The following is a 25,377-nucleotide window of genomic DNA, read 5'->3' on the forward strand; positions in this document are numbered from 1 at the left end:
CTTCGTTGGCCGCTGGCTTGGGTGTGAATATGTGCGCTGACCTGTGGAGCTTTGCCCTCTCGACTTACGCCCGCCCGGGCGTCGAGGCTGCGTGCCTGCGTGTGCAGGAACAAGGCGCGGATGTGTGCCTGTTGCTCTGCGGGGCGTGGCTGGAACAGCGGGGCGTGGCGCTGACGCGTGAACGCGCGCTGGCGCTGAGGCAAATCGCCGAGCCCTGGCAATCGCAGGTGGTTGAACCGTTGCGACAGGTACGCCGGCAATGGCGGGCCGTGGCGCAGCAGGATGCGCCCTTGGCGGCGTTACGGGAGCGGGTCAAAGCCCTGGAGCTGGACGCGGAACGCGAGTTGCTGGCGCGTCTGGAAACGCTGGCAACGACATGGCTGACAGGCGAGGCGATGGGTCAACGATGGTTGGAAGGCCTGGCGGCTGAGGGAGCCGCCAACCTTGACCACGACGCGCTGCAGCAGCTGCGCGTCGCAGTCACCGGCACTTAGGAAGCGCTGGTTGGAGTGCTGTTGCTTGGCGCGACCGACGCAGGGGTGCTGGTCGATGCGCTTGGCGCTGCTGGGGTAGCAACCGATGCTGCCGGGGTGGCTGGCTTGGCCGGTGCTGGTTTTGCAGCAGCAGCTTTAGCCACTGGCTTGGCCGCTGGTTTCGCGGCAGCGGCTTTAACCACTGGCTTGGCGGCTGGTTTTGCAGCAGCGGCTTTAACCACTGGCTTGGCAGCTGGTTTGGCAGCAGCGGCTTTAACCACTGGCTTGGCAGCTGGTTTGGCAGCAGCGGCTTTAGCCACTGGCTTGGCAGCTGGTTTTGCAGCAGCAGTTTTGGCAACTGGCTTGGCGGCCGGTTTTGCAGCAGCGGCTTTAGCCACTGGCTTGGCGGCTGGTTTGGCAGCGGCCGTTTTGGCAACTGGCTTGGCAGCCGGTTTTACAACAGCGGCTTTAGCAACTGGTTTGGCGGCTGGTTTGGCAGCAACGGCTTTAGCCACTGGCTTGGCGGCTGGTTTTGCAGCAGCCGTTTTGGCAGCTGGCTTGGCGGCCGGTTTTGCAGCAGCGGTCTTGGCAACTGGCTTGGCAGCTGGTTTTGCAGCAACAGTCTTGGCAGCTGGCTTGGCGGCGGCCTTAGCCGGCGCTTTGGCGGCAACGGCTTTTGCCGGTGTACGAGCGCCCAGCACTTTCGATACAGCTTCCTTCACACGACCAACGCCCTGGGCCAGTTTCAGGCTTTCTTGAGCATCTTTTTTGAGTTGGGAAATGTAGGTGCGGGTTTCGGCTTGGCGATCCTTGAGGGCGTCCAGCATGTCCTCAAGTTCTTTGACTGCGTCTTTGGCTTTGGCTTGAGCCTTGGCTTTGCCGGCAGTGGCGGCGTCTTGCAATTTGGTGCGGGACTTATGCAGTTTTTCTTGCGCTTTACCGCGTTGCTTTTCCAACTTGGCGAGCAGTTTTTCTGCATCAGCCAAGGCTTGGGAACACGCGCTTTCCAAATGTTCGAGCAGACTGCCCGAGAGTTGTTGGAGTAAGTGCAACGGGGTATTTACAGGCTTCTGTTTGGCCGACATGGTTTACCTCCTGGCTGACGTGGGTGCGGCTCATACTAGCCCTCTGCTCTTACCGCCGCTAGGGCATGTTGACAGTATCGTTTGCCTTGCGTTGCACCGTGCGAAAAATCTTATCGATATAACGAAAAACCACGCCACTTTTTACCCTCTCACACTGGCATAATCCGTCGCACTTTCGGCTGGAGAAGACCCATGTCGCGTTACCTTTTTCTTGCGCTTGGTTTGGCGATTTCCGTGGCCAATGCAAGCGAGCCAGCGTCATCCAAAACCACTGCCCCGGACGCGCACGACCTCGCGTACAGCCTGGGCGCCAGCCTCGGTGAGCGGCTGCGCCAGGAAGTCCCCGACCTGCAGATCCAGGCGTTGATCGAGGGTCTCAAGCAAGCCTATCAAGGTAAACCGCTGGCACTGGATAACGCGCGCATCGAACAACTCCTGGCGCAGCATGAAGCGCAGGACGAAGCCGATGCTCAGGCACCGCAAAGCGAAAAAGCACTGACGGCCGAACAGCAGTTTTTGACCCAGGAAAAAGCCGCGAGCGGCGTGCGCGAATTGGCCGATGGCGTTCTGCTCACGGAACTCACGCCCGGCAGCGGCAACAAGCCGTTGGCCAGTGATGAGGTTCAGGTGAAATACGTGGGGCGATTGCCCGATGGGACGGTGTTCGATCAAAGCACCCAGGCGCAATGGTTTCGTCTGGACAGTGTGATCAGCGGCTGGAGCAGTGCGCTGCAACAGATGCCGGTGGGCGCGAAGTGGCGCCTGGTGATTCCATCGGCGCAGGCCTATGGCGCCGATGGTGCTGGCACGTTGATCCCGCCTTACACGCCTCTGGTATTCGAGATCGAATTGCTCGGCACCCGGCATTGATCCAATAAAAAACGGCGCGTCATACGCACCGTTTTTTTATCTCATCAGCAACGGTCAGGCCGGGGCGACAGCCACATCCCGGTGAGCATTGTGCAGCACTTCGATCAGGCAATCCTCCAACTCGAAACGCTCATGGAGCAGACCGCCCAGCTCTTTGAATTTCTCGGCAACACACTTGCCGGCATCACACAGGTCATTGAACGCCAGCAGCTTCTCGGTGATCACATCGATGCGTGGGTAGAGGGTCTCGGCCAATTCAAGACCACGCTGATCGTCAAAGGCTTCCGCCTCCTTGGTCAACTGTTCGTAGACGCCGAAATGACCGGCAGACACGTAGTCCACCAAGACACCGCAAAACGCCTGCAGCGGCTTGCGATTCATCGCTAATGCTTCGGGCTTCTCGCCGAGAGCATCAAACGCCCGAACCAGTTCGTGGCGTGCCTTCAACCAGCTGTCGATCAGCTTGTGCACCCCACCCCAGCGTTCCTGAGCATTCTGACAACTTTCCAGCATGATGATCTCTCTTCCCTATAGGGGGCGCTGCCGCTGTGTGCCCGCGCAATACTTCAAAGATAAAGCGGCAGCCGGACAAAGCCGCATCTGACAACGGTTTCAATAACGCATGCGGGCCAGATTATGCCCGCATGACTATGGCTTCAAGGTACGCAGGAGAGAAAGTTCATACAAGTGTTTAATCCCGTCCTACAACTTGCGACCACTTTTCAGCGTGTCGACAGGCGCAAGCGTTGGCTGAATATCAGCCGTGAAAACTGCATGAAACCCAGGATCAACATCGCCACGAAAAACAACAGACTCCACTCCGGGAGGCTCAAATCGAACAGGGTCCAGGTGATTTCCACGCAGTCGACGGTACCGTTGAAGATCGAGCGCAGCGCCTGCGAGAACGACAGGTTTTCGAGCATGTACTGCAAACTGGGCCAACAATCGCCAGCCTGATCAGACGCAGTGTTCTGCAGCAACACCTGGCGCACTGCGGTAATTGCGCCTAGCGCGGCACAGCCCATGCTCACCAACCCGTACCCATAGATGCCGTAGCGCTTGGGGTTATGAACAGCCGCGACCAGGTTGATCAACGTAAAGGTGGCGAGGAATAGCCGCTGAACCTGGCACAGAAAGCAGGGCCGCAGCAGCGCGCCATATTCCAGGTAGAAAGACGCACCCAACGTCAGCGCACCGGCCATGAACGCCAGGAAAAACAAGGAGCGTGAGGGGGCCAAAGACATTGTTTATCCGTACCGCGAGAGATAGGCCGTTACGGTAGAGGAAAGGCCTGACCCCTTTCAATACGCGTTAGAGCAGACGATTCCGTTAAAACGTAGGGACATCCCGCCAGAGCTTGGAGGACATAACCTGACGCAACGTAGGAATGTATTACGAACCCAGTTAAACCGAGTCTTTACACAGAACCCAAGGGTTGGCTGTCGGATGCATCCGAGCCAACCCTCGTACCTGTTCCTGCTTCAACCCCGCACCGGCGCGGGCAACGGTGAGGCGAGCAGACGGTTGTCCAGCAGGCCCAGGCCTTCCTGGAACAACTGGTTGCTGCGCTCGGTGTCACCCAACTGGGCCAGCAGGCGTGCCAGTTCGGCACACGCCTCGGGGTTACGCTGCACCTGCAGGCTGCTTTCCAGATAGTCCCGCGCCTTGCCCCACAGACTGTTTTGCAGGCACAGGCGCCCGAGGGTCAACAGCAAGCTGGCATCACCGGGATGATCCTTGAGCCAGCCTTCGGCAAACTTCAACTGACGGGCCGGGTCACTGCCGCGCAACAGGCCATACAGGCGGATCAGGTGGCTGTCATACGCACGCTTGAGCGCGCCGCGCAGCACCTCTTCGGCCTTGGCATCGGCGCCCAGCTGGCGCAGTTGCTCGGCGTAGGCCAGCACCAACGGCGGCTCCTGGCGCTGGGCGGACGTCAGTTGCTGCCAGGCGCGCTCAAGCGCCTGCAACCCCGCTTCACCCTGCTCTTCACGCTGGGCGGCCAGGCTCAGGTTTTCACCCCAGGCGCGGCGCTCCAGCTCGGCCAATTCGCCGGCCGGCAATACTTTGTCCTTGCGCAGCTCAGGCAACAGACGAATCACCGACGACCAATCGCCCCGCTGCTGATGCAAGCGTTGCAACTGGCGCAGCACCTGGGCGTTATGCGGATGACGCTCGTGCATGGCCTGCAAGGTGGTCAGCGCGCCGTCGGTGTCGCCACGGTCCGTCTGCAATTGCGCATGGCTCAAGGCAATCGCCAGTTCGGCCTGGGGCTGTCGCTCGAGGGCGCGCTCCAGCAGGCCGTCGCACTCTTCATATCGCCCTTGCTCGTTTGCCGCCCGGGCCGCGCCAAGGTAATACAGCAGCGGCTGGCGTTCGGCTTCGGCGGCACGATGCAGGTGGCGTTCGGCACTGGCCCAGCGGCCTTCGGCGAGGTCCATCTGGCCGTGCTCGATCGCGATCTGCACGCGACGGCTGCGGTTACGCCGCGACCATGGGTTGACCACGCCGCCCGAGGTGCTCAACAGGCTCAACAGCACACGAATCAGGTAGATCGCCAGGCCGATGACAAATACCGCCACCAGGGTAGCCCACAGGCTCGACTCGTAATGCAGCAGATGGGGATAGGTAATCAACACGTAGCCGGTGTGTTTCGAAATGCCCACGGCCAGCGCCAGGGCGACCGCGATCGCCAGCACCAGGATCACATAGAAACGCTTCATCGGCTCTACTCCTGGCTCGCCGGCGTGCCGGCCGAAGCCTTGGCTTCGTCGGCAGGCAAGTGACGACGTTCAAGGTATGCCTGCACGGCGGCCAAGCTGGCGGCCAGGTCCGGAGTCACGACCGAGACGGCCTTGGGCTCAAGCTCGGCGATACGCGCGAGCATCGCTTTGCTCTGCGGGTTGTCCTGGTTGAAGTTGTCCTGCAACACGCTGCGCGCTTCACCCAGCGAACGGCTGTACACCGCCGCCTCGCCATTGAGCGCAGCCCATTGCGCCTGCTCGAGGGCCAGGCTCAGGGCCAGGCGAACCTGGTTCAGGCCTTGGCCGGCGAGCAGTGGGCGAATGTTGTCATCTGGGTTGAAGTCGATGCGGAAGTAACGCGAGAGCTGCTCCCACCATTGGCTCAAGCGGTTTTCCGTATCGGTGGTCGGACGCCCATGGGATGTCGGCTCCTGAAGCTGGTACTCCGGCGCAATCGCCGCCAGTTGCACGACTTGATCGCGCAAGGCCGCCAATTGCAGGTAGAGCCCGGTGCGGTCCGGTTGTTCGGTACTGCGCAACGCGGCAAGGCTCTTGGCCAATTGCTCGCGCGCGGCGTAGGAACCCGGATCGCTCTGCTCGCGAAGAATCTCGTCGGCGCCCTGGACCAGCGACTGCGCGCTGTTGATGTCCTGCAGGGCAGACAAGCGCAGGCTCGCCAGACGAATCAAGTGTTCGGCTTCTGCCAGGCGCCAGTCCTTGCGGCTGGCCCCGAGCACGGTTTCCAGGCGCTGGCCCAAACGCTGCTGGTCGCCCTGCAACTGGGCCAGCAAGCGGCGGCGCTCCTCCAGTTCGTCCGCGCCCGGCAATTGCGCCAGGCGTGCAGCCAACTGTTGCTGGCTTTGCTTGAGGGTCTGGGACTGGTCGTCGAGGCTCTTTACCTGGCTCAGCTGTTGCTGGTCGCTGGCTTGCAGGGTGCGGACCTGCCAGATCCCCCACCCGCCGGCGGCAACGCCCGCAGCACCCAGCAGCAAGGCGACGATTGCCAGGCCATTGCCACGGCGCGGCGCAGTGACCGGTGTCTGGCCCGGCGCATCGAGCGCGGGCTGAGCTTCATCTTTAGGCAAGGCTGTTTCGCTCACGTATCCATCCTTTGCGTATCAGAGAGTGGGAACGGAATGGCTCCGTAACGCCACTAACAAAGCCGCGGCACTCGCGCCGCGACAATCCACAACTTTTTCTGCGCCAGCCGCCCGCGCCATCTCATAGACGCGCGGGCTGGGCACGAACAACGGCAGCCGGGCCACCTGTGGCCAATCCGAACCGGCCAGGGCCTGCAGGTGCAAAAAACCCTGCCCACTGCTGACCACCAGGCCGTTCAAGCGTTCCAACTGGATGCGCTGCATCAGTACACCCGGGTCGTAGGCCGGAAGGAAACGGCGATACAACTCCAGATAGTCGACACTAGCACCTTGCTCGCGCAAACGCTCCGCCAGCAGCTCTCGCCCGCCCTCGCCGCGCAGGATCAGCACCCGCGCATCGGTGCGCGCAATGGCCTCGCGCAAGGCGGGCAAGGCCAGCAAGGCCTCGCTGTCGTCGCCGCTGGGCGGATAATGAACGTCCAGGCCGTGATCGGCCAGTACCTGGGCGGTGGCGGCACCCACGCTGAACCACGGCAACCGCGGCCAGTGTCGCTCCAGGCGTTGCACGCCAAGGCGCGCCGCCGGCTTGCTGACCACAATTACCGCGCAATAGCGACCCAGGTCAGCCCAGACCGCCTGCTGCTCAGGCGTGACCGGCAAGGCTTCGATCTCCAGCAACGGCAGGCTGCTGCTGAAAATCCCGACATCCGACAACGACGCCGCCAACAGCGCAGACTCCTCGGCAGGCCGCGTCAGCAGCACACGCCAATCGGTCACTGCGGGCCGGCCTCGCCGTAGACTTTTTGCAGGATGGCACCGGCGCCCTGGTCCAGCAGCTCTTCGGCGACCTGGATCCCCAGCGCCGTCGCATCACGCTGCGGCCCGCGCACTTGCGCGGTGATCAAGTTGCCGCCTTCCGGGTCGCCCACCAGGCCACGCAGCCACAGGTTTTCGCCTTCGAGCACGGCGTAGCAGGCGATTGGCACCTGGCAGCCACCATTGAGGTGTTTGTTCAGGGCGCGTTCGGCGGTGACACGGACGTCGGTGTCGTGGTGGTCGAGCGGTTTGAGCAAGGCGTGGATTTCACTGTCGGCGGTGCGACATTCGATGCCCACTGCGCCCTGCCCGCCGGCAGGCAAGCTGTCTTCGACGCTGATGACCGAGGTGATGCGGTCCTCGAAGCCGAGCCGGATCAAGCCGGCCGCCGCGAGGATGATCGCGTCATATTCACCGGCATCGAGCTTGGCCAGACGCGTGTTGACGTTGCCGCGCAGGAAGCGGATCTGCAGATCCGGGCGACGCGTCAGCAACTGGGCCTGACGACGCAGGCTGGAAGTGCCGACGATGCTGCCCAACGGCAGCTCATCCAAGGACGCGTAGGTATTGGACACAAAGGCATCGCGCGGGTCTTCGCGCTCGCAGATGCAAAACAGGCCCAGGCCTTCGGGGAAGTCCATGGGCACGTCTTTCATCGAATGCACGGCGATGTCGGCTTCGTTTTCCAGCAGCGCGGTTTCCAGTTCCTTGACGAACAGACCCTTGCCGCCGATCTTCGACAGCGGCGAGTCGAGCAGCTTGTCGCCGCGACTGACCATGGGCACCAGGGATACCTGGAGCCCAGGGTGGGCCTGCTCGAGACGTGCTTTGACGTATTCGGCCTGCCACAAGGCCAGGGCGCTTTTACGGGTGGCGATGCGGATTTCGCGAGAGGACATGGATCAATCCGTACTGAATAGATACGGCAGATAATAACAGCTCAGGCAAATTCGCTTTGATTTGAATCAGCAAGTGCGGGGCCTCCCTGGCCACAGCGCACCGGGATCACGACGATAGAGCGCGCTGCAGCCCTTGGACTAAAGCTGCTGCATCATCTTGCGCACGCCGGCGACATGGCGGCGGCTGACGATCAAGGCATCGCCGTTAAGCCCTTTCAGGAACAACTGAAAGTGCCCCAGGGGCGTGCGTTGCAGGCGCTCGATGCGCTCGCGGGCCACCAGCGCGTTGCGGTGGATACGCACGAAACGGTCGCCGAATTCATCCTCAAGGGCCTTGAGCGGCTCATCGAGCAGCACTTCGCCAGACTCGTGACGCAGGGTCACGTACTTGTGATCGGCGATGAAGTAGATCACCTGGCTCAGCGGGATCAGCTCGATACCCTTACGGGTGCGCGCGCTGATATGGCTGCGCGGCCCGTTACCGCTCTGGGCGGCGGGCTGGGTCAGGGCGGCAAGCTGGACGCGATTGGGGCGCTCGGCTTTTTTCAACGCCTTGAGCAACACCTCGGCAGTCACCGGCTTGGCCAGGAAGCTGACACCGCTGGCTTCCAGAGTTTCGGCAGGGAATTCTTCCTCGGCGGCACACAACACCACGGCCGGCGGCGATTCGCGCTCGCTCAGGCGGGCGGCGACTTGCAGGCCATCCAGGCCCGGCATGCGGATGTCGAGCAGCACCACATCCGGCTTGAGGCTGTCGATCAACGTCAACGCCTCCTCACCCGTGCTGGCGCTCGGTTCAAGGACTGTATAACCCTCGAGTTCGCTGAGCAGACGGCTCAGTCGCTCGCGGGCTTGGGGTTCGTCATCAACGATCAGGACATTCATATTGCGCTGGATTCCTGCGTGAGTCTCGCACAAGGATAGCGTAGACAGGTGCGGTGACTTGCGTCACAGCGATCCACGCTAAGACTAGCGCGAGCGGCAAAAAGTGCCCTGAGAGTGGCACTCATATTTATCCGGACCTGTTCAATAGCGCCCAAAACCTGCCGCCCTTGGGCATCGTCGTAGGGTTTGCTGATACACAATCCGAATACCCCCCTTGTTTAATGGTAGTCAGGGTTATGACCGCATCACCTGACTTTGGTGCATTCACACACTACTCAGTCCAACTGTAGACGCTCGCCGAGACGACATTGCTCATTCGTCAAATATCGTTTCAATAAGCACCTCTGCCCAGTCTCTTCCCGGACGCGGTCGGCGGCAAGGCACTTAGCCATGCTTGGCACAAATAAAATGCCGACCACCCGCAGCACCGCCTCCACGGGCAACCCTGTTATTATCGTCGGCACACCTCCACGCCTCTTTTAAGCAGATCACGAGCGAATCCATGAGCACCGACAAGACCAACCAGTCCTGGGGCGGCCGCTTCAGTGAACCCGTCGACGCCTTCGTCGCCCGCTTCACCGCCTCCGTCACCTTCGACCAGCGCCTGTACCGCCACGACATCATGGGCTCGATCGCCCACGCCACGATGCTGGCCAAGGTCGGCGTGCTGACCGACGCCGAGCGCGACAGCATCATCGACGGCCTGACCACCATCCGCGGTGAGATCGAAGCCGGCACGTTCGACTGGCGCGTCGACCTGGAAGACGTGCACATGAACATCGAAGCCCGCCTCACCGATCGCATCGGCGTGACCGGCAAGAAACTGCACACCGGGCGCAGCCGTAACGACCAGGTGGCCACCGATATCCGCCTGTGGCTGCGTGACGAAATCGACCTGATCCTGGCCGAAATCACCCGCCTGCAAAAAGGTTTGCTGGAACAGGCCGAGCGTGAATCGGACACCATCATGCCCGGCTTCACCCATCTGCAGACCGCACAACCGGTAACCTTCGGCCACCACCTGCTGGCCTGGTTCGAAATGCTCAGCCGCGACTACGAGCGCCTGGTGGACTGCCGCAAGCGCGCCAACCGCATGCCGTTGGGCAGCGCCGCGCTGGCGGGCACCACTTACCCGATCGACCGCGAGTACACCGCACAACTGCTGGGTTTTGACGCCGTGGGCGGCAACTCCCTGGACGGCGTGTCGGACCGCGACTTCGCCATCGAATTCTGCGCCGCCGCCAGTATCGCGATGATGCACCTGTCGCGCTTCTCCGAAGAACTGGTGCTATGGACCAGCGCGCAATTCCAGTTCATCGACCTGCCCGACCGCTTCTGCACCGGCAGCTCGATCATGCCGCAAAAGAAAAACCCCGACGTGCCGGAGCTGGTACGTGGCAAGAGCGGCCGCGTATTCGGCGCGCTGATGGGCCTGCTGACCCTGATGAAAGGCCAACCCCTGGCCTACAACAAGGACAACCAGGAAGACAAGGAACCGCTGTTCGACGCCGCCGACACTCTGCGCGATTCGCTGCGTGCCTTTGCCGACATGATCCCGGCGATCAAGCCCAAGCACGCGATCATGCGTGAAGCGGCGCTACGTGGGTTCTCCACCGCGACCGACCTGGCGGACTACCTTGTGCGCCGTGGCCTGCCGTTCCGCGACTGCCACGAAATCGTCGGCCATGCCGTGAAGTACGGCGTGGAAAGCGGCAAGGACCTGGCGGAAATGAGCCTGGAAGAACTGCGCCAGTTCAGCGACCAGATCGAGCAGGACGTGTTTGCCGTGCTGACCCTGGAAGGTTCGGTGAATGCGCGCAACCACGTGGGCGGTACCGCGCCGGCCCAGGTCAAGGCCGCCGTCGTGCGCGGTCAGGTCCTGCTCGCCAGCCGCTAGGTCGAAAATGTGGGAGGGGGCTTGCTCCCTCCCACATTGATCACTTCTTCGCCGCCACCATCGCCATGAACGCCGGCATCGCCGCTTCCCTGTCCGCCGCCACCTTCAGGGCGTTAGGCATGGCGTGCAAACGCTCCAGCAATGCCTTGGCCGTCGGCAATTCAGCCAACAGGTCCAGGCCGAACAGCTTCTCGGCCACGCCGCAGGCGAGGTTCAGGCTGTACATGAAATACAGATCGGCAATCGTAAAGCTCTCCCCCGCTACGTAAGGCGCGAACTTGCCGTGCCGACCTAACGTCCCCACCCCCAGCAGCAACTCGGCCCGGGCTTTGTCCTTGATCGCCTCCGGCACCGGCATGCCGAAATACGCTTCGGCGAAACACGCACGGGCGGGCAGCTCGATGTACAGCTCGATTTCCCGGCACAATGTCAGCACCTGAGCGCGCTGAAACGGTTCGGCCGGCAGCAGCGAGGGGCCCTCCTGGGTTTGCTCGATGTATTCGAGGATCACGCTGGTTTCGTTGATAAAGCCCTGTTTGACACCCAGCACCGGCACCTTGCCCCGCGGGCTGATCGCCAGGGCGGCGGGTGTTTGCCCGGCAAAAAAAGGCACCTCTTCGAATGCCAGGCCTTTCTCCAAGAGCGCCAGCTTGACCATGTTGTAGTAATTGCTGACCGAAAATCCGTAGAGCTTGAGCATCGCAAAGCCTCCAGGCCATGTGCGGGGTTGGCTGCATGAGTTATAGATCCGCCCGACCAACCTGGCTAGCAGCATCACCTGCCTGAATGGGGGTAGACTGGCGCCCTTTTCTTGAGGAGCCTGCCATGAGCGAGCCGACCGATATCGACAACGACGAAGAAGCGTTCACCGAAAGCACGCTGACCCAGGCCATCGAAAACCAGATCGAAAGCGACAATCCGCCCGCCGCCAAGGCCACGTTCAACAAGCTGACGCTGGTGGGTTACGAGCGCGAAGAGATTTTGAACATGATGGCCCATGTGCTGGCGGTGGAAATCGACAAGATGCTCGACGAAGACCGCGCCTTCGATACCCAATGGTATGAATCCGCCTTGCGCGCACTGCCCGAGCTGCCGCCTGAAAACGCCTGAAGCGAGCGCCCGTGTGGCCGGGAAGCCTGCTTCCTCGCCACAACACTGCGCCATATCAACAGCCGCGAGTTTCCCACTGGACAGCCCGCCAAAGTACGTTCACCTTAGGGCCTGCTAGCCTCTAACAAATTCTTAGAAAGTCTGGAGTCCCTATGTCGTATACCCCTGAGTTGGTTGCCGAACTGGAAATCCTTGCACTCTTCAACCTGGACAGCTCCCAGGAAGGTCTGAAAGTCCATCAGACTGCCGCACCGACTGCTATCGCCGCCGCCAAACGCCTGTTCGAGAAAAAACTGATCGACCAACCGGACGGCGGTTACCTGACCAGCCTTGGCCGGGACGCTGCAGAACAAGCCCAAACCCTGCTGACCATCCTGACCACCGCCGCAACCAAAGAAGCTGCCTGATTCCGGATACTGCCCATGGAGTCCGCCGCGGCGGATTCCGAGGGCATTGCCGTGAACCGGATAAAATTCTGACGCCAAAAACCGTTTCCCCTCTAAACCTCCTACGCTTCTGAATGTAAACTCCTACACGGCCGCCCATGTCGGGCCTTGCGCGCCGCCGAGTTCGACATGACCCGCACCCATGAGATCCGCCCCGACCTGGACGAAGGCATCGACCGCAAGGTGCTGGCCCAACTGCGCGCGCGGTTCATGGCGCTTAACGCAGGGCGCATGGCCCGGGCCGTCGAAGGGCTGACGCCACGCCAGCAAAGCGTATTGACCCTGCTGCCGCTGTTTTTCCACGTCAATCACCCGCTATTGCCCGGTTACGTGTCGGGCAGCACCCCGGCCGGGCTGTCGAATTTCGAACCCGACGCGCAGGCCCTGAACGAAGCCCAACGCCTGACCCGTTCGTTCTCCTACAAACCGCGCCACGGCAACCCGCCGCAGCCGATCCATGGCCTGTTCCTGATGGGCAGCCTCGGCACATTGGCCCAAGCCGACCAGAGCGACATGGACGTGTGGGTATGCCACGCCCCCGACCTGGGCGACAACGAACTGGTCGAGCTGCGCAAGAAATGCCAGTTACTGGAAGCCTGGGCCCAGAGCATGGGCGCCGAGGCGCACTTCTTCCTGATCGAGCCGAGCCGGTTTGTCTTGGGCGAACGCGACACGCAACTGAGCTCCGACGACTGCGGCACCACCCAGCATTATCTGTTGCTGGATGAGTTCTATCGCACCGCCATCTGGCTCGCCGGTCGCACGCCGATCTGGTGGCTGGTGCCGGTGTATGAAGAAGTGCGCTACGCCGAGTTCACCCACACACTGATTTCCAAACGCTTTATCCGCGCCGATGAAACCCTCGACCTCGGCCACCTGGCGCGCATCCCGCCCGGCGAATTCATTGGCGCCGGGCTGTGGCAATTGTTCAAGGGCATCGAATCGCCCTACAAGTCGCTGCTCAAGCTGCTGCTGACCGAGGTCTACGCCAGCGAGCACCCGAACGTGCAGTGCCTGAGCCTGCGCTTCAAACGGGCGGTGTTCGCCAACCGGATGGACCTGGACGAGCTGGACCCTTACGTCGTGGTCTACCGGCGCATCGAGGAATACCTCAACGCGCGCAACGAGCCGGAACGCCTGGAACTGGTACGGCGCGCGCTGTACTTGAAGGTCAACCGCAAGCTCAGCGCCGGCCAGCGCACCGTCGGCTGGCAGCGCCTGTTGCTGGAACGCCTGGCCCATGAATGGGGTTGGGACCAGCGTCAACTGGCGCTGCTCGACAGCCGCAGCCAATGGAAAGTACGCCAGGTGGCCTCCGAGCGCCGCGCCCTGGTCAATGAGCTGAACTACAGCTATCGCTTCCTGACCCAGTTCGCCCGCACCGAACAGACCGTCAGCCTGATCAACAAGCGTGACCTCAATGTGCTTGGCCGTCGCTTGTACGCGGCGTTTGAACGCAAGGCCGGCAAGGTCGAATTCATCAACCCCGGCATCGCCCCGGACCTGGCCGAAGACACCCTGACCCTGGTGCAATCGGCCAACCGCAAGGAACCGGGCCAGTATCATTGGGGCCTGTACAACGGCAACCTCACCGCCCTGGAATCGGAGCACTTCGCGCCGATCAAGCGCAGCCGCGACCTGCTGGAAATGCTCACCTGGTGCCACCGCAACGGCGTGATCGACAGCAGCACGCGCCTGGCGCTGCACCCAGGCGTCAGCGACATGACCGAATTCGAACTGTTCAACCTGCTGGGCAGCCTGCAACAGACCATCGCCCTGCCCCTGGCCAGCGTCGATGAAGAACGCCTGCTGCGCTCGGCGGTGCCGGAAGAAGTGCTGTTGCTGATCAACGTCGGCGTCGACCCGCTCAAGCACCATCGCGACCTGAACATCCTGATGACCACCGAGCGCACCGACTCCCTGAGTTACGCCGGCGTGCGCGAAAACCTGGTGCTGACCCTCGACCAGGTCACGCTCAACAGCTGGAACGAGGTGATGGTCAGCCGCTACGACGGTCCCCATGCCCTGCTCGACTGCCTGCGCGATTACCTCAACCAGTTGCCGTCGGACCACCTGCCACGCCTGCGGGTGCGCTGCTTCTGCCACAACCGCGCACAGTTCATTGCCCAGCGCGTGGAAGAAATCTTCGACACCGCGCAGAACCTGCTGCTGGGCCAGGGCAACCATCGCTACTTGCTGCAGGTGCAGCAGCACTATCACGTGATGGAGCTGATGCCCGGCCAGGCCACCCACGTCTCACTGGCGACCCAGGACGCGCTGATCGCCTACCTCAGCGAAGAACTGGCCAGCTACAGCCCGCTGCACTTGGACGCCATGGCCCTGGAAGACCACGACCTGGCGCTGCTGCTGCCGATGGGCATGGCCGAATGCGTGCAGGTGTTTTACCGGGTCAACGAAGGCTTCGCCGAGCTGTACGTGCTGGATGAGTTCAACGCGCTCTGGCAGCAACGCTTGCCGTTCCATGATGAACAGAGCCTGCTGGCGCCGTTGCAGCGTTTTCTGCAGTCGATCATCTATCGCCGGGACGCGCTGTCGCCCCTGGACCCGCAAGAACCGCTGGGCGCGGTGCAAACCTTGTATTACCAACTGTTGCCGTCGGGCAGCAATCGCGCACGCGGTATCGAGCCTCGGCCGGCACCGCAAAACCCGGCCAACAAGCCGTTTTATGACGTGCAGGCGATTATCGGCAAGGCGGCGCCGGGCCAGGTGGGGATCACCCTGTACTGCAATCAGCGGGAGTTTTCCGAACTGGAGTTTGGCGACCAGCTGTTTGCAGTGGTCGCCCGGGAGATCGTCGGGCAGCGCCGCGAAACCGAGCGCTACCGCTGCTATATCACTGATCTGGATCTCTCGGGCCTGCTCGGCGACGTACAAAGCCCGAGCAATCTGTACCTGCGTTACAAGGCCGAGCTGGAACAGGCGCTCAATGACGCGCTGAAGCAGATTTAAAGCGAAAAGGCGCCGCCGTCTTTGGGCTGACCTTCAACACTGAGCAGTTCGAGCTTGAGGGTCTTGCCGCCGGGTGCTGGCCAGTCGATGTGCTGGCCCACTTTCAGGCCGAGCAACGCGCTGCCCACCGGCGCCAGGATCGAAATCTTGCCCGCGTCGGCATTCGCATCCTTGGGGTAAACCAGGGTCAGGTGATAGTCCTTGCCGCTGCCTTGCTCGCGGCAATGCACGCTGGAGTTCATGGTCACGACGCTTGCAGGCACTTCATCGTGGCCAACCACTTCTTCGGCGCGGTCGAGTTCGTGCTGCAGGGCTTCTACACCTGGCGAATTCTCGCCGACACGGTCGATCAGTTGCTCAAGACGCTGCACGTCGAGACGGGTAAGAATGATGGAAGGTGCGGTCATGATTCAGGCAGACTCCTTTTTTCTGCACAAAAAAGCAAAACCCCGCCAGGAAAAGGCGGGGTTCTCACGGACCTCGATGAGTTGAGGTGTACCCGGACACTACCACAGCACCGCAAATAAACAAGACGGGCTCAAGGCCCGACTTTGCGCTGCTCGGCCTGGGCCACGATCACGCGTCGCCGCTGATCATCGGCGGAGCGCCATTCACGGATGTCTTCCACATGGCGAAAGCAGCCAAGGCAGACTTTTGCCTCGTCCAGCCGACACAAACTGATACAAGGTGATGGCACCGCCGGGCTGACATTACTGAACAACGGCTTGGGCGGACGCACGATTGCAGGCTGGCTCACCATCAATTCTCGTCGGGGTTCAGCTCATCGAAGCCGAGCTCGACGCCGGCTTGTTCCTGAACCAGCCGCGCGAGCATTTCGCTGAGCAGCTCATCGCTGGTATCGCACTGCCAATTGCGGTCTTCTTCGTTGTAATCGAAGTGAAAACCACCGGAACGTGCTGCCAGCCACAGTTGGCGCAGCGGTTCCTGGCGACTGAAGATCAGTTGAGTGCCGTTCTCGAACTTGACGGTCAGCACCCCGGCCGAGCTTTCCAGGTCCACATCCAGGCCGCTGTCGTCGAAAATATCTTCCAGCGCGTTCTGGGTCGAATCCACCAGGTCGTGAAAACGGGCTTCGGTCAAACTCATTGCGGCAACCTCAAAAGTGTCTGGTTTTGCTCAAGCGCCGCACGATACGGACGCGCTCCGCCGATTGCAAAGGATACCGAGTTCATTACCGATGGCGGTAAGAAATATCCCTGACTAGCGTAGCCAGCTTCGCAGTTATGTCGGCAAACCCCCGCCGGACGGGTATTCCGGCGCATAGGCAAGCTGGCGGGTGGTCGGTATACTCGGGCGCAATTAATGCATATTCAAGGATTTCGCCATGAAGCGCCTGATCTCTTCCCTTGCTGCGCTCGTCGCGGTCGCTTGCCTCGTTAGTGCCTGTGGTCAAAAAGGCCCGCTGTATCTGCCCGATGACAGCAAAGACCCGAATGAACAGGCGCAATCGTCGCAAAAGCCTGCCAAAGCGCATAAGCACGACACTTACTAAGGGAACCCCATGGACGCTTTTAACTACCGGAACGGCGAGCTGTTCGCGGAAGGCGTGGCGCTGTCCGCAATTGCCGAGCGCTTTGGCACCCCGACCTATGTGTACTCGCGCGCGCATATCGAAGCCCAATATCGCTCTTTCACCGACCCGTTGAACGGCGTGCCGCACCTGGTGTGCTACGCGGTCAAGGCCAACTCCAACCTGGGCGTGCTCAATGTCCTGGCGCGTCTGGGCGCCGGTTTCGACATCGTCTCCCGCGGCGAGCTGGAACGTGTCCTGGCGGCTGGCGGCCAGGCTGACAAGATCGTCTTCTCCGGCGTCGGCAAGAGCCGCGAAGACATGCGCCGTGCCCTGGAAGTCGGCGTGCATTGCTTCAACGTCGAATCCACCGACGAGCTGGAGCGCCTGCAAGTGGTCGCCGCCGAGATGGGCGTTCGCGCGCCGATTTCCCTGCGCGTCAACCCGGACGTCGACGCTGGCACCCACCCGTACATTTCCACCGGTCTGAAAGAGAACAAGTTCGGCATCGCCATCGCCGACGCCGAGGACGTGTACATCCGCGCCGCCCAATTGCCGAACCTGGAAGTGCTGGGTGTCGACTGCCATATCGGCTCGCAACTGACCACCCTGCCGCCGTTCCTGGATGCCCTCGACCGTCTGCTGGCGCTGACCGACCGCCTCGGCGAGTGCGGCATCTACCTGCAGCACATCGACCTCGGTGGCGGCGTGGGCGTGCAGTACCGCGATGAAGAGCCGCCGCTGATCGGCGACTACATCAAGGCCGTGCGCGAACGCCTGGAAGGCCGCGACCTGACGCTGATGTTCGAGCCGGGCCGCTACATCGTCGCCAATGCCGGCGTGCTGCTGACCCAGGTCGAGTACCTCAAGCACACCGAATACAAGGATTTCGCCATCGTCGATGCGGCGATGAACGACCTGATCCGCCCGGCGCTGTACCAGGCCTGGATGAATGTCACCGCCGTAACGCCTCGCGACAGCGCAGCGCGCGCCTATGACGTCGTCGGCCCGATCTGCGAAACCGGCGACTTCCTGGCCAAGGATCGTCAGTTGGCCCTGGAAGAAGGCGACCTGCTGGCCATTCATTCGGCTGGTGCCTACGGGTTTGTCATGAGTTCCAACTACAACACCCGCGGGCGTGCCGCCGAGGTGTTGGTGGACGGTGATCAAGCGTTTGAAGTGCGTCGCCGCGAGACGGTAGCCGAGTTGTATGCTGGCGAAAGCCTGCTGCCGGAGTAAGCCATGCTGCTGCGTTTTACCAAGATGCACGGGCTGGGCAATGACTTCATGGTCCTTGACCTGGTCAGCCAGCACGCGCACATCCTGCCCAAGCACGCCAAACAGTGGGGCGACCGTCATACCGGCATCGGCTTCGACCAGTTGCTGATCGTTGAGGCGCCGAGCAACCCGGAGGTGGATTTCCGTTACCGGATCTTCAACTCCGACGGTTCCGAAGTGGAACAGTGCGGCAACGGTGCGCGCTGCTTCGCCCGCTTTGTGCTGGACAAGCGCCTGACCGCCAAGCGGCAGATTCGCGTCGAGACCAAGAGCGGCGTGATCGAGCTGGATGTCCGCAGCGACGGCCAGATCAGCGTCAACATGGGCGCGCCACGCTTGGTGCCGGCGGATATTCCGTTCCAGGCCACCGAGCAGGCCACCCACTACACCGTCGATGTCGACGGCCAGGCTGTCGAACTGGCGGCGGTGTCCATGGGCAACCCCCATGCGGTGCTGCGGGTCGACGACATCAATAATGCGCCGGTGCACGAGCTGGGGCCGAAGATCGAACATCACCCGCGCTTTCCGGCACGGGTCAATGTGGGCTTCCTGCAGGTGATCGACCGCTCCCGCGCGCAATTGCGCGTATGGGAACGCGGCGCCGGCGAAACCCAGGCCTGCGGCACCGGTGCTTGCGCCGCTGCCGTGGCCGCGATCAGCCAGGGGTGGATGGATTCGCCGCTGCTGATCGACCTGCCCGGCGGACGTTTGTCCATCGAATGGGCAGGCCCCGGCCACCCGGTGATGATGACCGGGCCGGCCACGCGCGTATACGAAGGACAGGTCCGTCTATGAGTGAGCCAAGCAAATGACCGATAAGCCTCAAGTACCCGCACAAGCATCCCCGAGCGAAAGTCTGGAGGCCGCTGCCGTCGCGGCGTACCTTGAGGCTAACCCGGACTTCTTCGTCGAACACGAAGAACTGCTGCCGGCCCTGCGCATCCCCCACCAGCGTGGCGACACCGTGTCGCTGGTGGAGCGGCAGATGAAGATCCTGCGCGAGCGCAACATCGAAATGCGCCATCGGCTCTCGCACTTGATGGACGTCGCCCGCGATAACGACCGCCTGTTCGACAAGACCCGTCGCCTGATTCTGACGCTGATGGACGCCACCAGCCTGGAAGAAACGGTGATCGCCGTGGAAGACAGCCTGCGCCAGGACTTCCAGGTGCCCTTCGTCAGCCTGATCCTGTTCAGCGACAACCCGATGCCGGTCGGGCGCTGGGTCAGCGGCGGCGAAGCGCAAACGGCGATCGGCGGCCTGCTTTCCGAAGGCAAGACCATCAGCGGCACCTTGCGCGAGCATGAACTGGACTTTTTGTTTGGCGCCGAGCAGCGCAAGCAGATCGGTTCGACCGCCGTGGTCGCCCTCAGCCATCAAGGCCTGCATGGGGTACTGGCCATCGCCAGCCGTGATCCTGCGCACTACAAAAGTTCGGTGGGCACGTTGTTCCTGACCTACATCGCCGAAGTGCTGGGCCGCGTATTACCGCGCTTCACCACCGCCCTGCGCGCGGTGCGCTGACCATGGAACGGCAACTGGACGCTTACTGCGCACACCTGCGCAGCGAGCGCCAGGTGTCGCCCCACACCCTGGAAGCCTACCGACGGGACTTGAACAAGGTTCTGGCCTACTGCGAAAAGCAGCAGATCCCCAGTTGGAAGGCCTTGGACATCCAGGGCCTGCGCAGCCTGATCGCGCGCCTGCACCAACAGGGCCAATCTTCGCGCAGCCTGGCGCGCCTGCTGTCGGCGGTGCGCGGCCTGTATCACTACCTCAACCGCGAAGGCCTGTGCGATCACGACCCGGCCAATGGGCTGGCCCCGCCCAAGGGCGAGCGGCGGCTGCCCAAGACCCTCGACACCGACCGCGCCCTGCAATTGCTCGATGGCGCCGTCGAGGACGACTTCCTGGCCCATCGCGACCAGGCGATCCTGGAGCTGTTCTATTCTTCGGGCCTGCGCCTGTCGGAACTGACCGGGCTGAACCTCGATCAGCTCGACCTCGCCGACGGCCTGGTGCAAGTGCTCGGCAAAGGCAGCAAGACCCGCGTGCTGCCGGTGGGCAGGAAGGCCCGGGAAGCGCTGCAACTGTGGCTGCCCCTGCGCGCACTGACCAACCCGGCGGACGACGCCGTATTCGTCAGCCAGCAGGGCCGGCGCCTGGGGCCGCGGGCGATTCAACTGCGGGTCAAGGCGGCCGGCGAGCGCGAGCTGGGGCAGAACCTGCATCCGCACATGCTGCGGCACTCGTTTGCCAGCCATTTGCTGGAGTCGTCCCAAGACCTGCGCGCGGTGCAGGAACTGCTCGGCCACTCTGATATCAAGACGACACAGATCTACACCCACCTGGACTTCCAACACCTGGCAACGGTGTACGACAGCGCCCATCCACGGGCCAAACGCATCAAGGGCGGCGACTCATGAGTATCAAGCTGATCACCTTCGACCTCGACGACACCCTCTGGGACAACGTCCCCGTCATCATCAGCGCCGAAGCGTCGATGCGCGAATGGCTGGCCACCCATGCCGCCAAGGTCGGCGAACTGCCCCTGGAACATTTCGCCAGCCTTCGCCAGCAGGTGCTGGAACGCCATCCCGAACTCAAGCACCGCATCAGCATGCTGCGCCACCGCGTACTGATGCACGCGTTTGAAGAGGCCGGTTATCCACAACCTGAAGCGACGGAAATGGCCGATGTGTGCTTTGAAGCGTTCATTCATGCGCGCCACCAACTCACCGTATTCCCCGAAGCCGAGCCGATGCTGCAAGCGCTGCGCAAACACTTCCTGCTGGGCGTGATCACCAACGGTAACGCTGACGTACAGCGCATCGGGTTGGCGGACTACTTCCACTTCGCGTTGCGCGCCGAAGACATCGGCATCGCCAAGCCGGATGCGCGGTTGTTTCAGGAAGCGCTGCAACGGGGCGGGGTGGACGCCAGCGCGGCGGTGCATATCGGCGATCATCCCGGTGACGACATCGCCGGAGCGCAACAGGCGGGGCTGCGTGCCGTGTGGTTCAACCCGACAGGCAAGGTCTGGGAAGGGGATAAACTCCCGGATGCGCAGATTCGCAGCCTGACGGAACTGCCTCCGCTGCTCAAAAGCTGGCAGTAAGTGGGAGGGGGCTTGCCTCCCCTATATTGGCAGGCGGTGAGCCGTAGGAATTTGTTTCAGGCATGAAAAAGCCCGCAGCGACGGCGGGCTTTTCCAGCAAGCCAGAAGCAGACCTCAGATAGGTCGGCTGCCGTACTTGTTATCCGGCTTCTTGGGTGGATCTGCCACCACGTTGGCCTCGACTTCCTGCACTTTGCCGCCTTTAGCGAGGAATTCCTCCATCGCACGGGCCAGCGCGTCGCGCTCTTTGTTCTTGGCTTCAACACTTGGCAGCTCATCGACCGAAACAGCGGCCTTGGCTTTGCCTTTGGCAGCCGGAACAGGAACGTCATCGCCACCGTCGTCGTCAGCAACGTCTTCCGCTGCCGCCTCAAGACCTTCTTCGGTGTCGTCTTCGTCGCCTACTTCCAGTTCGTCGTTTTCCAGATCATCGTCGCTCATGTTCTACCTCATGACTTGCGAAAAGCAGATTAGTTATAGCCCAGCTTCACCATCTGTCGAAGGTCGCCGGAAAAAAATCAACATCCACCGGATAACCAGTGGCTTATGCCCCATCACCGTGCAAAGTGGCGAGGACTTTACGAGCACCGCCATGATCACGGTGCTCGCCCAGATAAACACCTTGCCAGGTCCCCATCGCCAAGCGGCCGGCCTTGACCGGCAAACTCAGCTGGCAACCCAGGAGACTGGCCTTGAAGTGCGCCGGCAGATCGTCCGGGCCTTCGTCGTTGTGTTCGAACCCGGCTCGGCCTTGCGGCACCAGCGAGTTGAAAAAACGCTCGAAGTCACGACGAACCGCCGGATCGGCATTCTCGTTGATGGTCAACGAGGCCGAGGTATGCTGCAACCACAGATGCAACAGGCCCACGCGACACGCCTTCAATTCAGGCAAGCCGGCAAGCAACTCGTCGGTTACCAGGTGAAAGCCCCGGGGCTTGGCCCGCAGGGTAATCAGGGTCTGTTGCCACATACAGTTCTCCGCCCATCGGCGCGCATTCTAGCGCGCTCAGGGAAAAAACAAAGTGCCGAATACGCCTACATGCCTGTAAGACATTCGCACCCGGAAAAGCGCGGTGTGCGCGCCATCACACATGCGACGCAAAAAACCGGCACCCCGTGTCCTGACTGACAAATGCCAGACAAAAAAATGCCCGGCAAGCCGGGCATGTTTTTTTCGCCTACTTACAAGTTGTAGCCGCGTTCGTTGTGTTGTGCCAGGTCGAGGCCGACAGCCTCTTCTTCGTCGGTAACCCGCAGGCCCATGACCATATCCAGCACCTTGAGGATGATGAAGGTCACGATGGCGGTGTAGATCACAGTGAAGCCGACGCCTTTGCACTGAATCCAGACTTGGGCCGCCACGTCAGTCACGGTGCCGAAGCCACCCAGGGCTGGGGCTGCGAAAACGCCCGTGAGGATCGCACCGACGATGCCACCGATACCGTGTACGCCGAACGCGTCCAGGGAGTCGTCGTAGCCCAGCTTGCGCTTGAGGCTGGTGGCGCAGAAGAAGCAAATCACACCGGCAACCAGGCCGATCACCAGAGCGCCCATCGGGCCCACGGTGCCTGCCGCAGGCGTGACGGCGACCAGGCCAGCCACCACACCCGAGGCGATGCCCAGGGCACTTGGCTTACCGTGGGTGATCCACTCGGCGAACATCCAGCCCAGCGCCGCAGCAGCTGTAGCGATCTGGGTCACCAGCATCGCCATACCGGCAGTGCCGTTGGCCGCAGCAGCGGAGCCGGCGTTGAAGCCGAACCAACCGACCCACAGCATGGCCGCACCGATCAAGGTGTAACCCAGGTTGTGAGGGGCCATCGGGGTAGTCGGGTAGCCTTTACGCTTGCCAAGCACGATGCACGCCACCAGACCAGCCACACCCGCGTTGATATGCACCACGGTGCCACCAGCGAAGTCCAGCACGCCCCAGTCCCACAGCAGGCCGCCATTGCCGCTCCAGACCATGTGTGCGATCGGCGCGTAAACCAGGGTGAACCAGATAGCCATGAAGATCAGCATCGCGGAGAACTTCATGCGCTCGGCGAACGCACCGACGATCAGCGCCGGGGTGATGATGGCGAAGGTCATCTGGAAGGTGACGAACACCGCTTCCGGAAACAGCGCCGCAGGCCCGGTGATGCTGGCCGGGGTTACGCCCGCCAGGAACGCCTTGCCCATGCCGCCAAAGAAGGAGTTGAAGTTTACAACGCCCTGCTCCATGCCGGTCGTGTCAAACGCGATGCTGTAACCGTAGATGACCCACAGAATGCTGATCAGGCCAGTGATGGCAAAACACTGCATCATCACCGACAGAATGTTTTTCGAGCGAACCATACCGCCGTAGAACAGCGCCAGGCCGGGAATGGTCATGAATAGCACCAGCGCGGTGGATGTAAGCATCCACGCGGTGTCGCCGGAATTGAGGACTGGAGCAGCCACTTCGTCTGCCGCCATGGCCAGGCTTGGCATTACGATGGACAACAGGGCTCCGAGCCCTGCGAATTTACGCAGAGTCATATTGTTTTCTCCTGGGGCGTTGGGTTTGGCGGCTTAGATTGCGTCGGTATCGGTTTCGCCGGTACGGATGCGAATAGCCTGTTCCAGATTGACCACAAAGATCTTGCCGTCACCGATCTTGCCGGTGTTGGCGGCCTTGGTTATCGCCTCGATAACCCGATCAAGATCCTTGTCGTCAATGGCGACATCAATCTTCACCTTCGGCAGGAAATCAACCACGTATTCCGCGCCGCGATACAGCTCGGTGTGACCCTTCTGCCGCCCGAAGCCTTTGACCTCAGTAACGGTAATGCCCTGCACGCCGATTTCGGACAACGACTCGCGTACATCGTCCAACTTGAACGGCTTGATGATGGCAGTGACTAGCTTCATGAAAACTCTCTCCCGAATTGGTGGACTTGCCCCAGGAAAACAAACCCGTCTCAAGTCTAAGCGCAGCGCCTGGCTTTGTAACGCGTCGTCGCAAGAGCAGTTGCCATTGCGACGCCAGCGAACCACTGGTGACGAAACCTGTACCCCTGATCCGTCGGCGCACTGCATTCGTCACAGCGACTGCATCAGTGCATGGGTCATGTTCGTCTAAGCAGAAACCTTGCCAGCTCCGTAAAAACCACTGAAATCAGTCCCTTGCCCACTTGTGCCCACCTGCGGGGCTTTTTGGCGGGGTGATTGCGCACGAAAACGGTGCGCTACCGCCCGACACCCTGCGCGAAAAGCGTGCGCCCGAGGTCGTGGAAATGACTATAGACGCTGCGTGATACACTGCCCGCCAACAGTTTTCCGGAATATTTCCCATGCTCGCGCCCAAAGACCTCCTCGACGCCCTGAGCGGCCATGCCTCCCGCCTGTTCAGCGGCGAGACCCCGCTGCCCCGCAATGAAATCGAAAGCCAGTTCAAGGCCTTGCTGCAAAGCGGCTTCAGCAAGCTCGACCTGGTCAGCCGGGAAGAGTTCGACAGCCAAATGGTGGTGCTGGCCCGCACCCGAGCACGCCTGGAAAGCCTGGAGGCGAAAGTGGCGGAGCTGGAAGCACGGTTGACCCCGGCAGCCTCCGAATAACCCCCGACCAATGTAGGAGCTGGCTTGCCTGCGATGGAATCACCTCGGTCCCTCTGATACGCCTGACCGCCCCTATCGCACGCAAGCCAGCGCCCCCACCTGTTCTGCGTCACTCTGCGGATACGTTCTGTAAAACCTCCCGCGTCCCGCTCCACCCCACCTCGTCTACCCTTGAAAAACCGCAGGAAGCGGCCCGCCCTTTCAAGGAATGAGCATGTCCCTCGCCATCGTCCACAGTCGCGCCCAGATCGGCGTCGAAGCCCCTGCCGTCAGCGTCGAAGTACACATGGCCAATGGTCTGCCATCGCTCACCCTGGTGGGCTTGCCGGAAACCGCCGTCAAGGAAAGCAAGGACCGCGTGCGCAGTGCCATCCTCAACTCCGCGCTGCAATACCCGTCCCGCCGCATCACCCTCAACCTCGCGCCCGCCGACCTGCCCAAGGACGGCGGGCACGGATTAGGTAAGGGTATGGACAACACATAGTAATTAGTTCGCCCATGGACGTTTTCCACTTCTAAGCTACGCTTTCGCTGCTGCTCATTTGCCAAGCCTGCGCTTGGCTACTGACCGTCACG

Annotated in this window: 29 protein-coding genes and 1 pseudogene; 14 read left to right on the forward strand and 16 right to left on the reverse strand. The window is 61.7% G+C overall.

Annotated elements, in window-relative coordinates; all coding sequences use genetic code 11:
- The first annotated feature begins 29 nt into the window (after positions 1 to 29).
- Positions 30 to 494, forward strand: coding sequence for a TIGR02444 family protein (locus tag NR164_RS04980; protein WP_177031876.1), 465 nt, complete (start codon positions 30 to 32; stop codon positions 492 to 494).
- On the opposite strand, the gene NR164_RS04985 is transcribed toward NR164_RS04980, so the two are convergent.
- On the reverse strand, positions 491 to 1,558 hold the full coding sequence (locus tag NR164_RS04985; RefSeq protein ID WP_256822385.1) for an AlgP family protein: 1,068 nt from the start codon (positions 1,556 to 1,558) through the stop codon (positions 491 to 493). The genes NR164_RS04980 and NR164_RS04985 overlap by 4 nt on opposite strands.
- 192 nt (positions 1,559 to 1,750) lie before the next feature.
- Here NR164_RS04985 and NR164_RS04990 point away from each other — a divergent pair, with 192 nt between their 5' ends.
- Positions 1,751 to 2,428, forward strand: a complete 678-nt coding sequence (locus NR164_RS04990; protein WP_256822388.1) for an FKBP-type peptidyl-prolyl cis-trans isomerase — start codon at positions 1,751 to 1,753, stop codon at positions 2,426 to 2,428.
- A gap of 54 nt (positions 2,429 to 2,482) precedes the next feature.
- Here the strand turns inward: NR164_RS04990 and NR164_RS04995 are convergent, their stop codons facing one another.
- The 7 genes from NR164_RS04995 to NR164_RS05025 all read right to left on the reverse strand — a co-directional run bounded on the left by NR164_RS04995 (position 2,483) and on the right by NR164_RS05025 (position 8,872).
- A complete protein-coding gene (locus NR164_RS04995; protein WP_017845155.1) occupies positions 2,483 to 2,941 on the reverse strand; it encodes an Rsd/AlgQ family anti-sigma factor in 459 nt (152 codons plus the stop codon).
- Between the two features lie 209 nt (positions 2,942 to 3,150).
- Positions 3,151 to 3,672: a disulfide bond formation protein B gene (locus tag NR164_RS05000; protein WP_046381673.1), complete on the reverse strand. Its 522-nt coding sequence runs from the start codon at positions 3,670 to 3,672 to the stop codon at positions 3,151 to 3,153.
- A 237-nt stretch (positions 3,673 to 3,909) separates the two neighbouring features.
- A complete protein-coding gene (locus NR164_RS05005; RefSeq protein ID WP_017845157.1) occupies positions 3,910 to 5,151 on the reverse strand; it encodes a heme biosynthesis protein HemY in 1,242 nt (413 codons plus the stop codon).
- Between the two features lie 5 nt (positions 5,152 to 5,156).
- Positions 5,157 to 6,272 (reverse strand): uroporphyrinogen-III C-methyltransferase, encoded by a 1,116-nt coding sequence (locus NR164_RS05010; RefSeq protein WP_256822390.1) that lies wholly within the window; start codon positions 6,270 to 6,272, stop codon positions 5,157 to 5,159.
- Between the two features lie 18 nt (positions 6,273 to 6,290).
- Positions 6,291 to 7,049, reverse strand: coding sequence for a uroporphyrinogen-III synthase (locus tag NR164_RS05015; RefSeq protein ID WP_046488891.1), 759 nt, complete (start codon positions 7,047 to 7,049; stop codon positions 6,291 to 6,293).
- Complete coding sequence (hemC, locus tag NR164_RS05020; RefSeq protein ID WP_017845160.1) at positions 7,046 to 7,987, reverse strand: hydroxymethylbilane synthase; 942 nt, start codon at positions 7,985 to 7,987, stop codon at positions 7,046 to 7,048. Before hemC ends, NR164_RS05015 begins: the two co-directional genes overlap by 4 nt.
- Positions 7,988 to 8,125: 138 nt before the next feature.
- Positions 8,126 to 8,872, reverse strand: a complete 747-nt coding sequence (locus tag NR164_RS05025; RefSeq protein ID WP_046381670.1) for a LytTR family DNA-binding domain-containing protein — start codon at positions 8,870 to 8,872, stop codon at positions 8,126 to 8,128.
- 502 nt (positions 8,873 to 9,374) lie between these two features.
- On the opposite strand from NR164_RS05025, the gene argH reads away from it, so the two are divergent.
- The gene (gene argH / locus NR164_RS05030) at positions 9,375 to 10,769 is read left to right on the forward strand and encodes an argininosuccinate lyase (RefSeq protein WP_046381669.1); all 1,395 of its coding nucleotides are present in this window, start codon (positions 9,375 to 9,377) and stop codon (positions 10,767 to 10,769) included.
- 40 nt (positions 10,770 to 10,809) lie between these two features.
- On the opposite strand, the gene NR164_RS05035 is transcribed toward argH, so the two are convergent.
- Entirely contained in the window at positions 10,810 to 11,469 is a 660-nt protein-coding gene (locus NR164_RS05035; protein ID WP_046381668.1) for a glutathione S-transferase family protein, read from the reverse strand.
- Between the two features lie 125 nt (positions 11,470 to 11,594).
- Between NR164_RS05035 and NR164_RS05040 the strand changes: the two genes are divergently transcribed.
- The 3 genes from NR164_RS05040 to NR164_RS05050 all read left to right on the forward strand — a co-directional run bounded on the left by NR164_RS05040 (position 11,595) and on the right by NR164_RS05050 (position 15,295).
- Positions 11,595 to 11,879, forward strand: coding sequence for a hypothetical protein (locus NR164_RS05040; protein WP_017845164.1), 285 nt, complete (start codon positions 11,595 to 11,597; stop codon positions 11,877 to 11,879).
- Positions 11,880 to 12,031: 152 nt separating this feature from the next.
- Positions 12,032 to 12,286: a TIGR02647 family protein gene (locus tag NR164_RS05045; RefSeq protein WP_017845165.1), complete on the forward strand. Its 255-nt coding sequence runs from the start codon at positions 12,032 to 12,034 to the stop codon at positions 12,284 to 12,286.
- A 168-nt stretch (positions 12,287 to 12,454) separates the two neighbouring features.
- Complete coding sequence (locus NR164_RS05050; RefSeq protein WP_256822391.1) at positions 12,455 to 15,295, forward strand: class I adenylate cyclase; 2,841 nt, start codon at positions 12,455 to 12,457, stop codon at positions 15,293 to 15,295.
- Here NR164_RS05050 and rnk read toward each other — a convergent pair.
- The 3 genes from rnk to cyaY all read right to left on the reverse strand — a co-directional run bounded on the left by rnk (position 15,292) and on the right by cyaY (position 16,402).
- Entirely contained in the window at positions 15,292 to 15,702 is a 411-nt protein-coding gene (gene rnk, locus NR164_RS05055; RefSeq protein WP_017845167.1) for a nucleoside diphosphate kinase regulator, read from the reverse strand. The two genes, NR164_RS05050 and rnk, sit on opposite strands and share 4 nt — an antisense overlap.
- Before the next feature lie 131 nt (positions 15,703 to 15,833).
- Positions 15,834 to 16,052, reverse strand: coding sequence for a DUF1289 domain-containing protein (locus tag NR164_RS05060; RefSeq protein WP_256822393.1), 219 nt, complete (start codon positions 16,050 to 16,052; stop codon positions 15,834 to 15,836).
- 2 nt (positions 16,053 to 16,054) lie between these two features.
- Complete coding sequence (cyaY, locus tag NR164_RS05065; protein ID WP_017845168.1) at positions 16,055 to 16,402, reverse strand: iron donor protein CyaY; 348 nt, start codon at positions 16,400 to 16,402, stop codon at positions 16,055 to 16,057.
- Between the two features lie 238 nt (positions 16,403 to 16,640).
- Between cyaY and NR164_RS05070 the strand changes: the two genes are divergently transcribed.
- From NR164_RS05070 to NR164_RS05095, 6 genes are read left to right on the forward strand one after another with little or no spacing between them, the layout of a single operon-like run.
- Positions 16,641 to 16,808, forward strand: a complete 168-nt coding sequence (locus NR164_RS05070; RefSeq protein WP_017845169.1) for a lipoprotein — start codon at positions 16,641 to 16,643, stop codon at positions 16,806 to 16,808.
- Positions 16,809 to 16,817: 9 nt separating this feature from the next.
- On the forward strand, positions 16,818 to 18,065 hold the full coding sequence (lysA, locus tag NR164_RS05075) for a diaminopimelate decarboxylase (protein ID WP_017845170.1): 1,248 nt from the start codon (positions 16,818 to 16,820) through the stop codon (positions 18,063 to 18,065).
- A gap of 3 nt (positions 18,066 to 18,068) precedes the next feature.
- Positions 18,069 to 18,899: a diaminopimelate epimerase gene (gene dapF / locus NR164_RS05080; RefSeq protein WP_017845171.1), complete on the forward strand. Its 831-nt coding sequence runs from the start codon at positions 18,069 to 18,071 to the stop codon at positions 18,897 to 18,899.
- Positions 18,900 to 18,912: 13 nt separating this feature from the next.
- Entirely contained in the window at positions 18,913 to 19,629 is a 717-nt protein-coding gene (locus NR164_RS05085) for a DUF484 family protein (protein ID WP_017845172.1), read from the forward strand.
- A 2-nt stretch (positions 19,630 to 19,631) separates the two neighbouring features.
- On the forward strand, positions 19,632 to 20,531 hold the full coding sequence (gene xerC, locus NR164_RS05090) for a tyrosine recombinase XerC (protein ID WP_046381665.1): 900 nt from the start codon (positions 19,632 to 19,634) through the stop codon (positions 20,529 to 20,531).
- The gene (locus NR164_RS05095) at positions 20,528 to 21,223 is read left to right on the forward strand and encodes an HAD family hydrolase (RefSeq protein WP_177031869.1); all 696 of its coding nucleotides are present in this window, start codon (positions 20,528 to 20,530) and stop codon (positions 21,221 to 21,223) included. Before xerC ends, NR164_RS05095 begins: the two co-directional genes overlap by 4 nt.
- Positions 21,224 to 21,337: 114 nt before the next feature.
- Here NR164_RS05095 and sutA read toward each other — a convergent pair whose 3' ends face one another.
- The 4 genes from sutA to glnK form a co-directional block, all read right to left on the reverse strand.
- Positions 21,338 to 21,664 (reverse strand): transcriptional regulator SutA, encoded by a 327-nt coding sequence (gene sutA, locus NR164_RS05100; RefSeq protein ID WP_017845175.1) that lies wholly within the window; start codon positions 21,662 to 21,664, stop codon positions 21,338 to 21,340.
- Between the two features lie 103 nt (positions 21,665 to 21,767).
- Positions 21,768 to 22,193 carry a secondary thiamine-phosphate synthase enzyme YjbQ gene (locus NR164_RS05105; protein ID WP_017845176.1) on the reverse strand — a complete coding sequence of 142 codons (426 nt, stop codon included), beginning with the start codon at positions 22,191 to 22,193 and terminating at the stop codon, positions 21,768 to 21,770.
- A 212-nt stretch (positions 22,194 to 22,405) separates the two neighbouring features.
- Positions 22,406 to 23,743 carry an ammonium transporter gene (locus tag NR164_RS05110; protein ID WP_046381663.1) on the reverse strand — a complete coding sequence of 446 codons (1,338 nt, stop codon included), beginning with the start codon at positions 23,741 to 23,743 and terminating at the stop codon, positions 22,406 to 22,408.
- A gap of 33 nt (positions 23,744 to 23,776) precedes the next feature.
- Positions 23,777 to 24,115 carry a P-II family nitrogen regulator gene (gene glnK / locus NR164_RS05115; protein ID WP_002555808.1) on the reverse strand — a complete coding sequence of 113 codons (339 nt, stop codon included), beginning with the start codon at positions 24,113 to 24,115 and terminating at the stop codon, positions 23,777 to 23,779.
- Between the two features lie 422 nt (positions 24,116 to 24,537).
- Between glnK and NR164_RS05120 the strand changes: the two genes are divergently transcribed.
- Both NR164_RS05120 and NR164_RS05125 read left to right on the forward strand, forming a co-directional pair.
- The gene (locus tag NR164_RS05120) at positions 24,538 to 24,801 is read left to right on the forward strand and encodes an accessory factor UbiK family protein (protein WP_017845178.1); all 264 of its coding nucleotides are present in this window, start codon (positions 24,538 to 24,540) and stop codon (positions 24,799 to 24,801) included.
- A 214-nt stretch (positions 24,802 to 25,015) separates the two neighbouring features.
- Positions 25,016 to 25,252: pseudogene (locus tag NR164_RS05125) on the forward strand (magnesium chelatase domain-containing protein); the annotation flags it as partial.
- Between the last annotated feature and the right edge of the window lie 125 nt (positions 25,253 to 25,377).

The organism is Pseudomonas sp. Pse79, from assembly GCF_024519615.1.
Taxonomy (GTDB): Bacteria; Pseudomonadota; Gammaproteobacteria; order Pseudomonadales; family Pseudomonadaceae; genus Aquipseudomonas; species Aquipseudomonas veronii.

Excerpts from the sequence above, each read along its gene's own strand:
- argH (WP_046381669.1), top strand. The coding sequence starts at position 9,375 with ATGAGCACCGACAAGACCAACCAGTCCTGGGGCGGCCGCTTCAGTGAA.
- NR164_RS05000 (WP_046381673.1), bottom strand. The coding sequence starts at position 3,672 with ATGTCTTTGGCCCCCTCACGCTCCTTGTTTTTCCTGGCGTTCATGGCC.
- NR164_RS04995 (WP_017845155.1), bottom strand. The coding sequence starts at position 2,941 with ATGCTGGAAAGTTGTCAGAATGCTCAGGAACGCTGGGGTGGGGTGCAC.
- dapF (WP_017845171.1), top strand. The coding sequence starts at position 18,069 with ATGCTGCTGCGTTTTACCAAGATGCACGGGCTGGGCAATGACTTCATG.
- cyaY (WP_017845168.1), bottom strand. The coding sequence starts at position 16,402 with ATGAGTTTGACCGAAGCCCGTTTTCACGACCTGGTGGATTCGACCCAG.
- xerC (WP_046381665.1), top strand. The coding sequence starts at position 19,632 with ATGGAACGGCAACTGGACGCTTACTGCGCACACCTGCGCAGCGAGCGC.
- NR164_RS04985 (WP_256822385.1), bottom strand. The coding sequence starts at position 1,558 with ATGTCGGCCAAACAGAAGCCTGTAAATACCCCGTTGCACTTACTCCAA.
- sutA (WP_017845175.1), bottom strand. The coding sequence starts at position 21,664 with ATGAGCGACGATGATCTGGAAAACGACGAACTGGAAGTAGGCGACGAA.
- lysA (WP_017845170.1), top strand. The coding sequence starts at position 16,818 with ATGGACGCTTTTAACTACCGGAACGGCGAGCTGTTCGCGGAAGGCGTG.
- NR164_RS05070 (WP_017845169.1), top strand. The coding sequence starts at position 16,641 with ATGAAGCGCCTGATCTCTTCCCTTGCTGCGCTCGTCGCGGTCGCTTGC.
- NR164_RS05035 (WP_046381668.1), bottom strand. The coding sequence starts at position 11,469 with ATGCTCAAGCTCTACGGATTTTCGGTCAGCAATTACTACAACATGGTC.
- NR164_RS05105 (WP_017845176.1), bottom strand. The coding sequence starts at position 22,193 with ATGTGGCAACAGACCCTGATTACCCTGCGGGCCAAGCCCCGGGGCTTT.
- NR164_RS05025 (WP_046381670.1), bottom strand. The coding sequence starts at position 8,872 with ATGAATGTCCTGATCGTTGATGACGAACCCCAAGCCCGCGAGCGACTG.
- NR164_RS05085 (WP_017845172.1), top strand. The coding sequence starts at position 18,913 with ATGACCGATAAGCCTCAAGTACCCGCACAAGCATCCCCGAGCGAAAGT.
- rnk (WP_017845167.1), bottom strand. The coding sequence starts at position 15,702 with ATGACCGCACCTTCCATCATTCTTACCCGTCTCGACGTGCAGCGTCTT.
- glnK (WP_002555808.1), bottom strand. The coding sequence starts at position 24,115 with ATGAAGCTAGTCACTGCCATCATCAAGCCGTTCAAGTTGGACGATGTA.
- NR164_RS04990 (WP_256822388.1), top strand. The coding sequence starts at position 1,751 with ATGTCGCGTTACCTTTTTCTTGCGCTTGGTTTGGCGATTTCCGTGGCC.
- NR164_RS05095 (WP_177031869.1), top strand. The coding sequence starts at position 20,528 with ATGAGTATCAAGCTGATCACCTTCGACCTCGACGACACCCTCTGGGAC.
- NR164_RS05040 (WP_017845164.1), top strand. The coding sequence starts at position 11,595 with ATGAGCGAGCCGACCGATATCGACAACGACGAAGAAGCGTTCACCGAA.
- NR164_RS05120 (WP_017845178.1), top strand. The coding sequence starts at position 24,538 with ATGCTCGCGCCCAAAGACCTCCTCGACGCCCTGAGCGGCCATGCCTCC.
- NR164_RS04980 (WP_177031876.1), top strand. The coding sequence starts at position 30 with ATGTGCGCTGACCTGTGGAGCTTTGCCCTCTCGACTTACGCCCGCCCG.
- NR164_RS05045 (WP_017845165.1), top strand. The coding sequence starts at position 12,032 with ATGTCGTATACCCCTGAGTTGGTTGCCGAACTGGAAATCCTTGCACTC.
- NR164_RS05005 (WP_017845157.1), bottom strand. The coding sequence starts at position 5,151 with ATGAAGCGTTTCTATGTGATCCTGGTGCTGGCGATCGCGGTCGCCCTG.
- hemC (WP_017845160.1), bottom strand. The coding sequence starts at position 7,987 with ATGTCCTCTCGCGAAATCCGCATCGCCACCCGTAAAAGCGCCCTGGCC.
- NR164_RS05050 (WP_256822391.1), top strand. The coding sequence starts at position 12,455 with ATGACCCGCACCCATGAGATCCGCCCCGACCTGGACGAAGGCATCGAC.
- NR164_RS05110 (WP_046381663.1), bottom strand. The coding sequence starts at position 23,743 with ATGACTCTGCGTAAATTCGCAGGGCTCGGAGCCCTGTTGTCCATCGTA.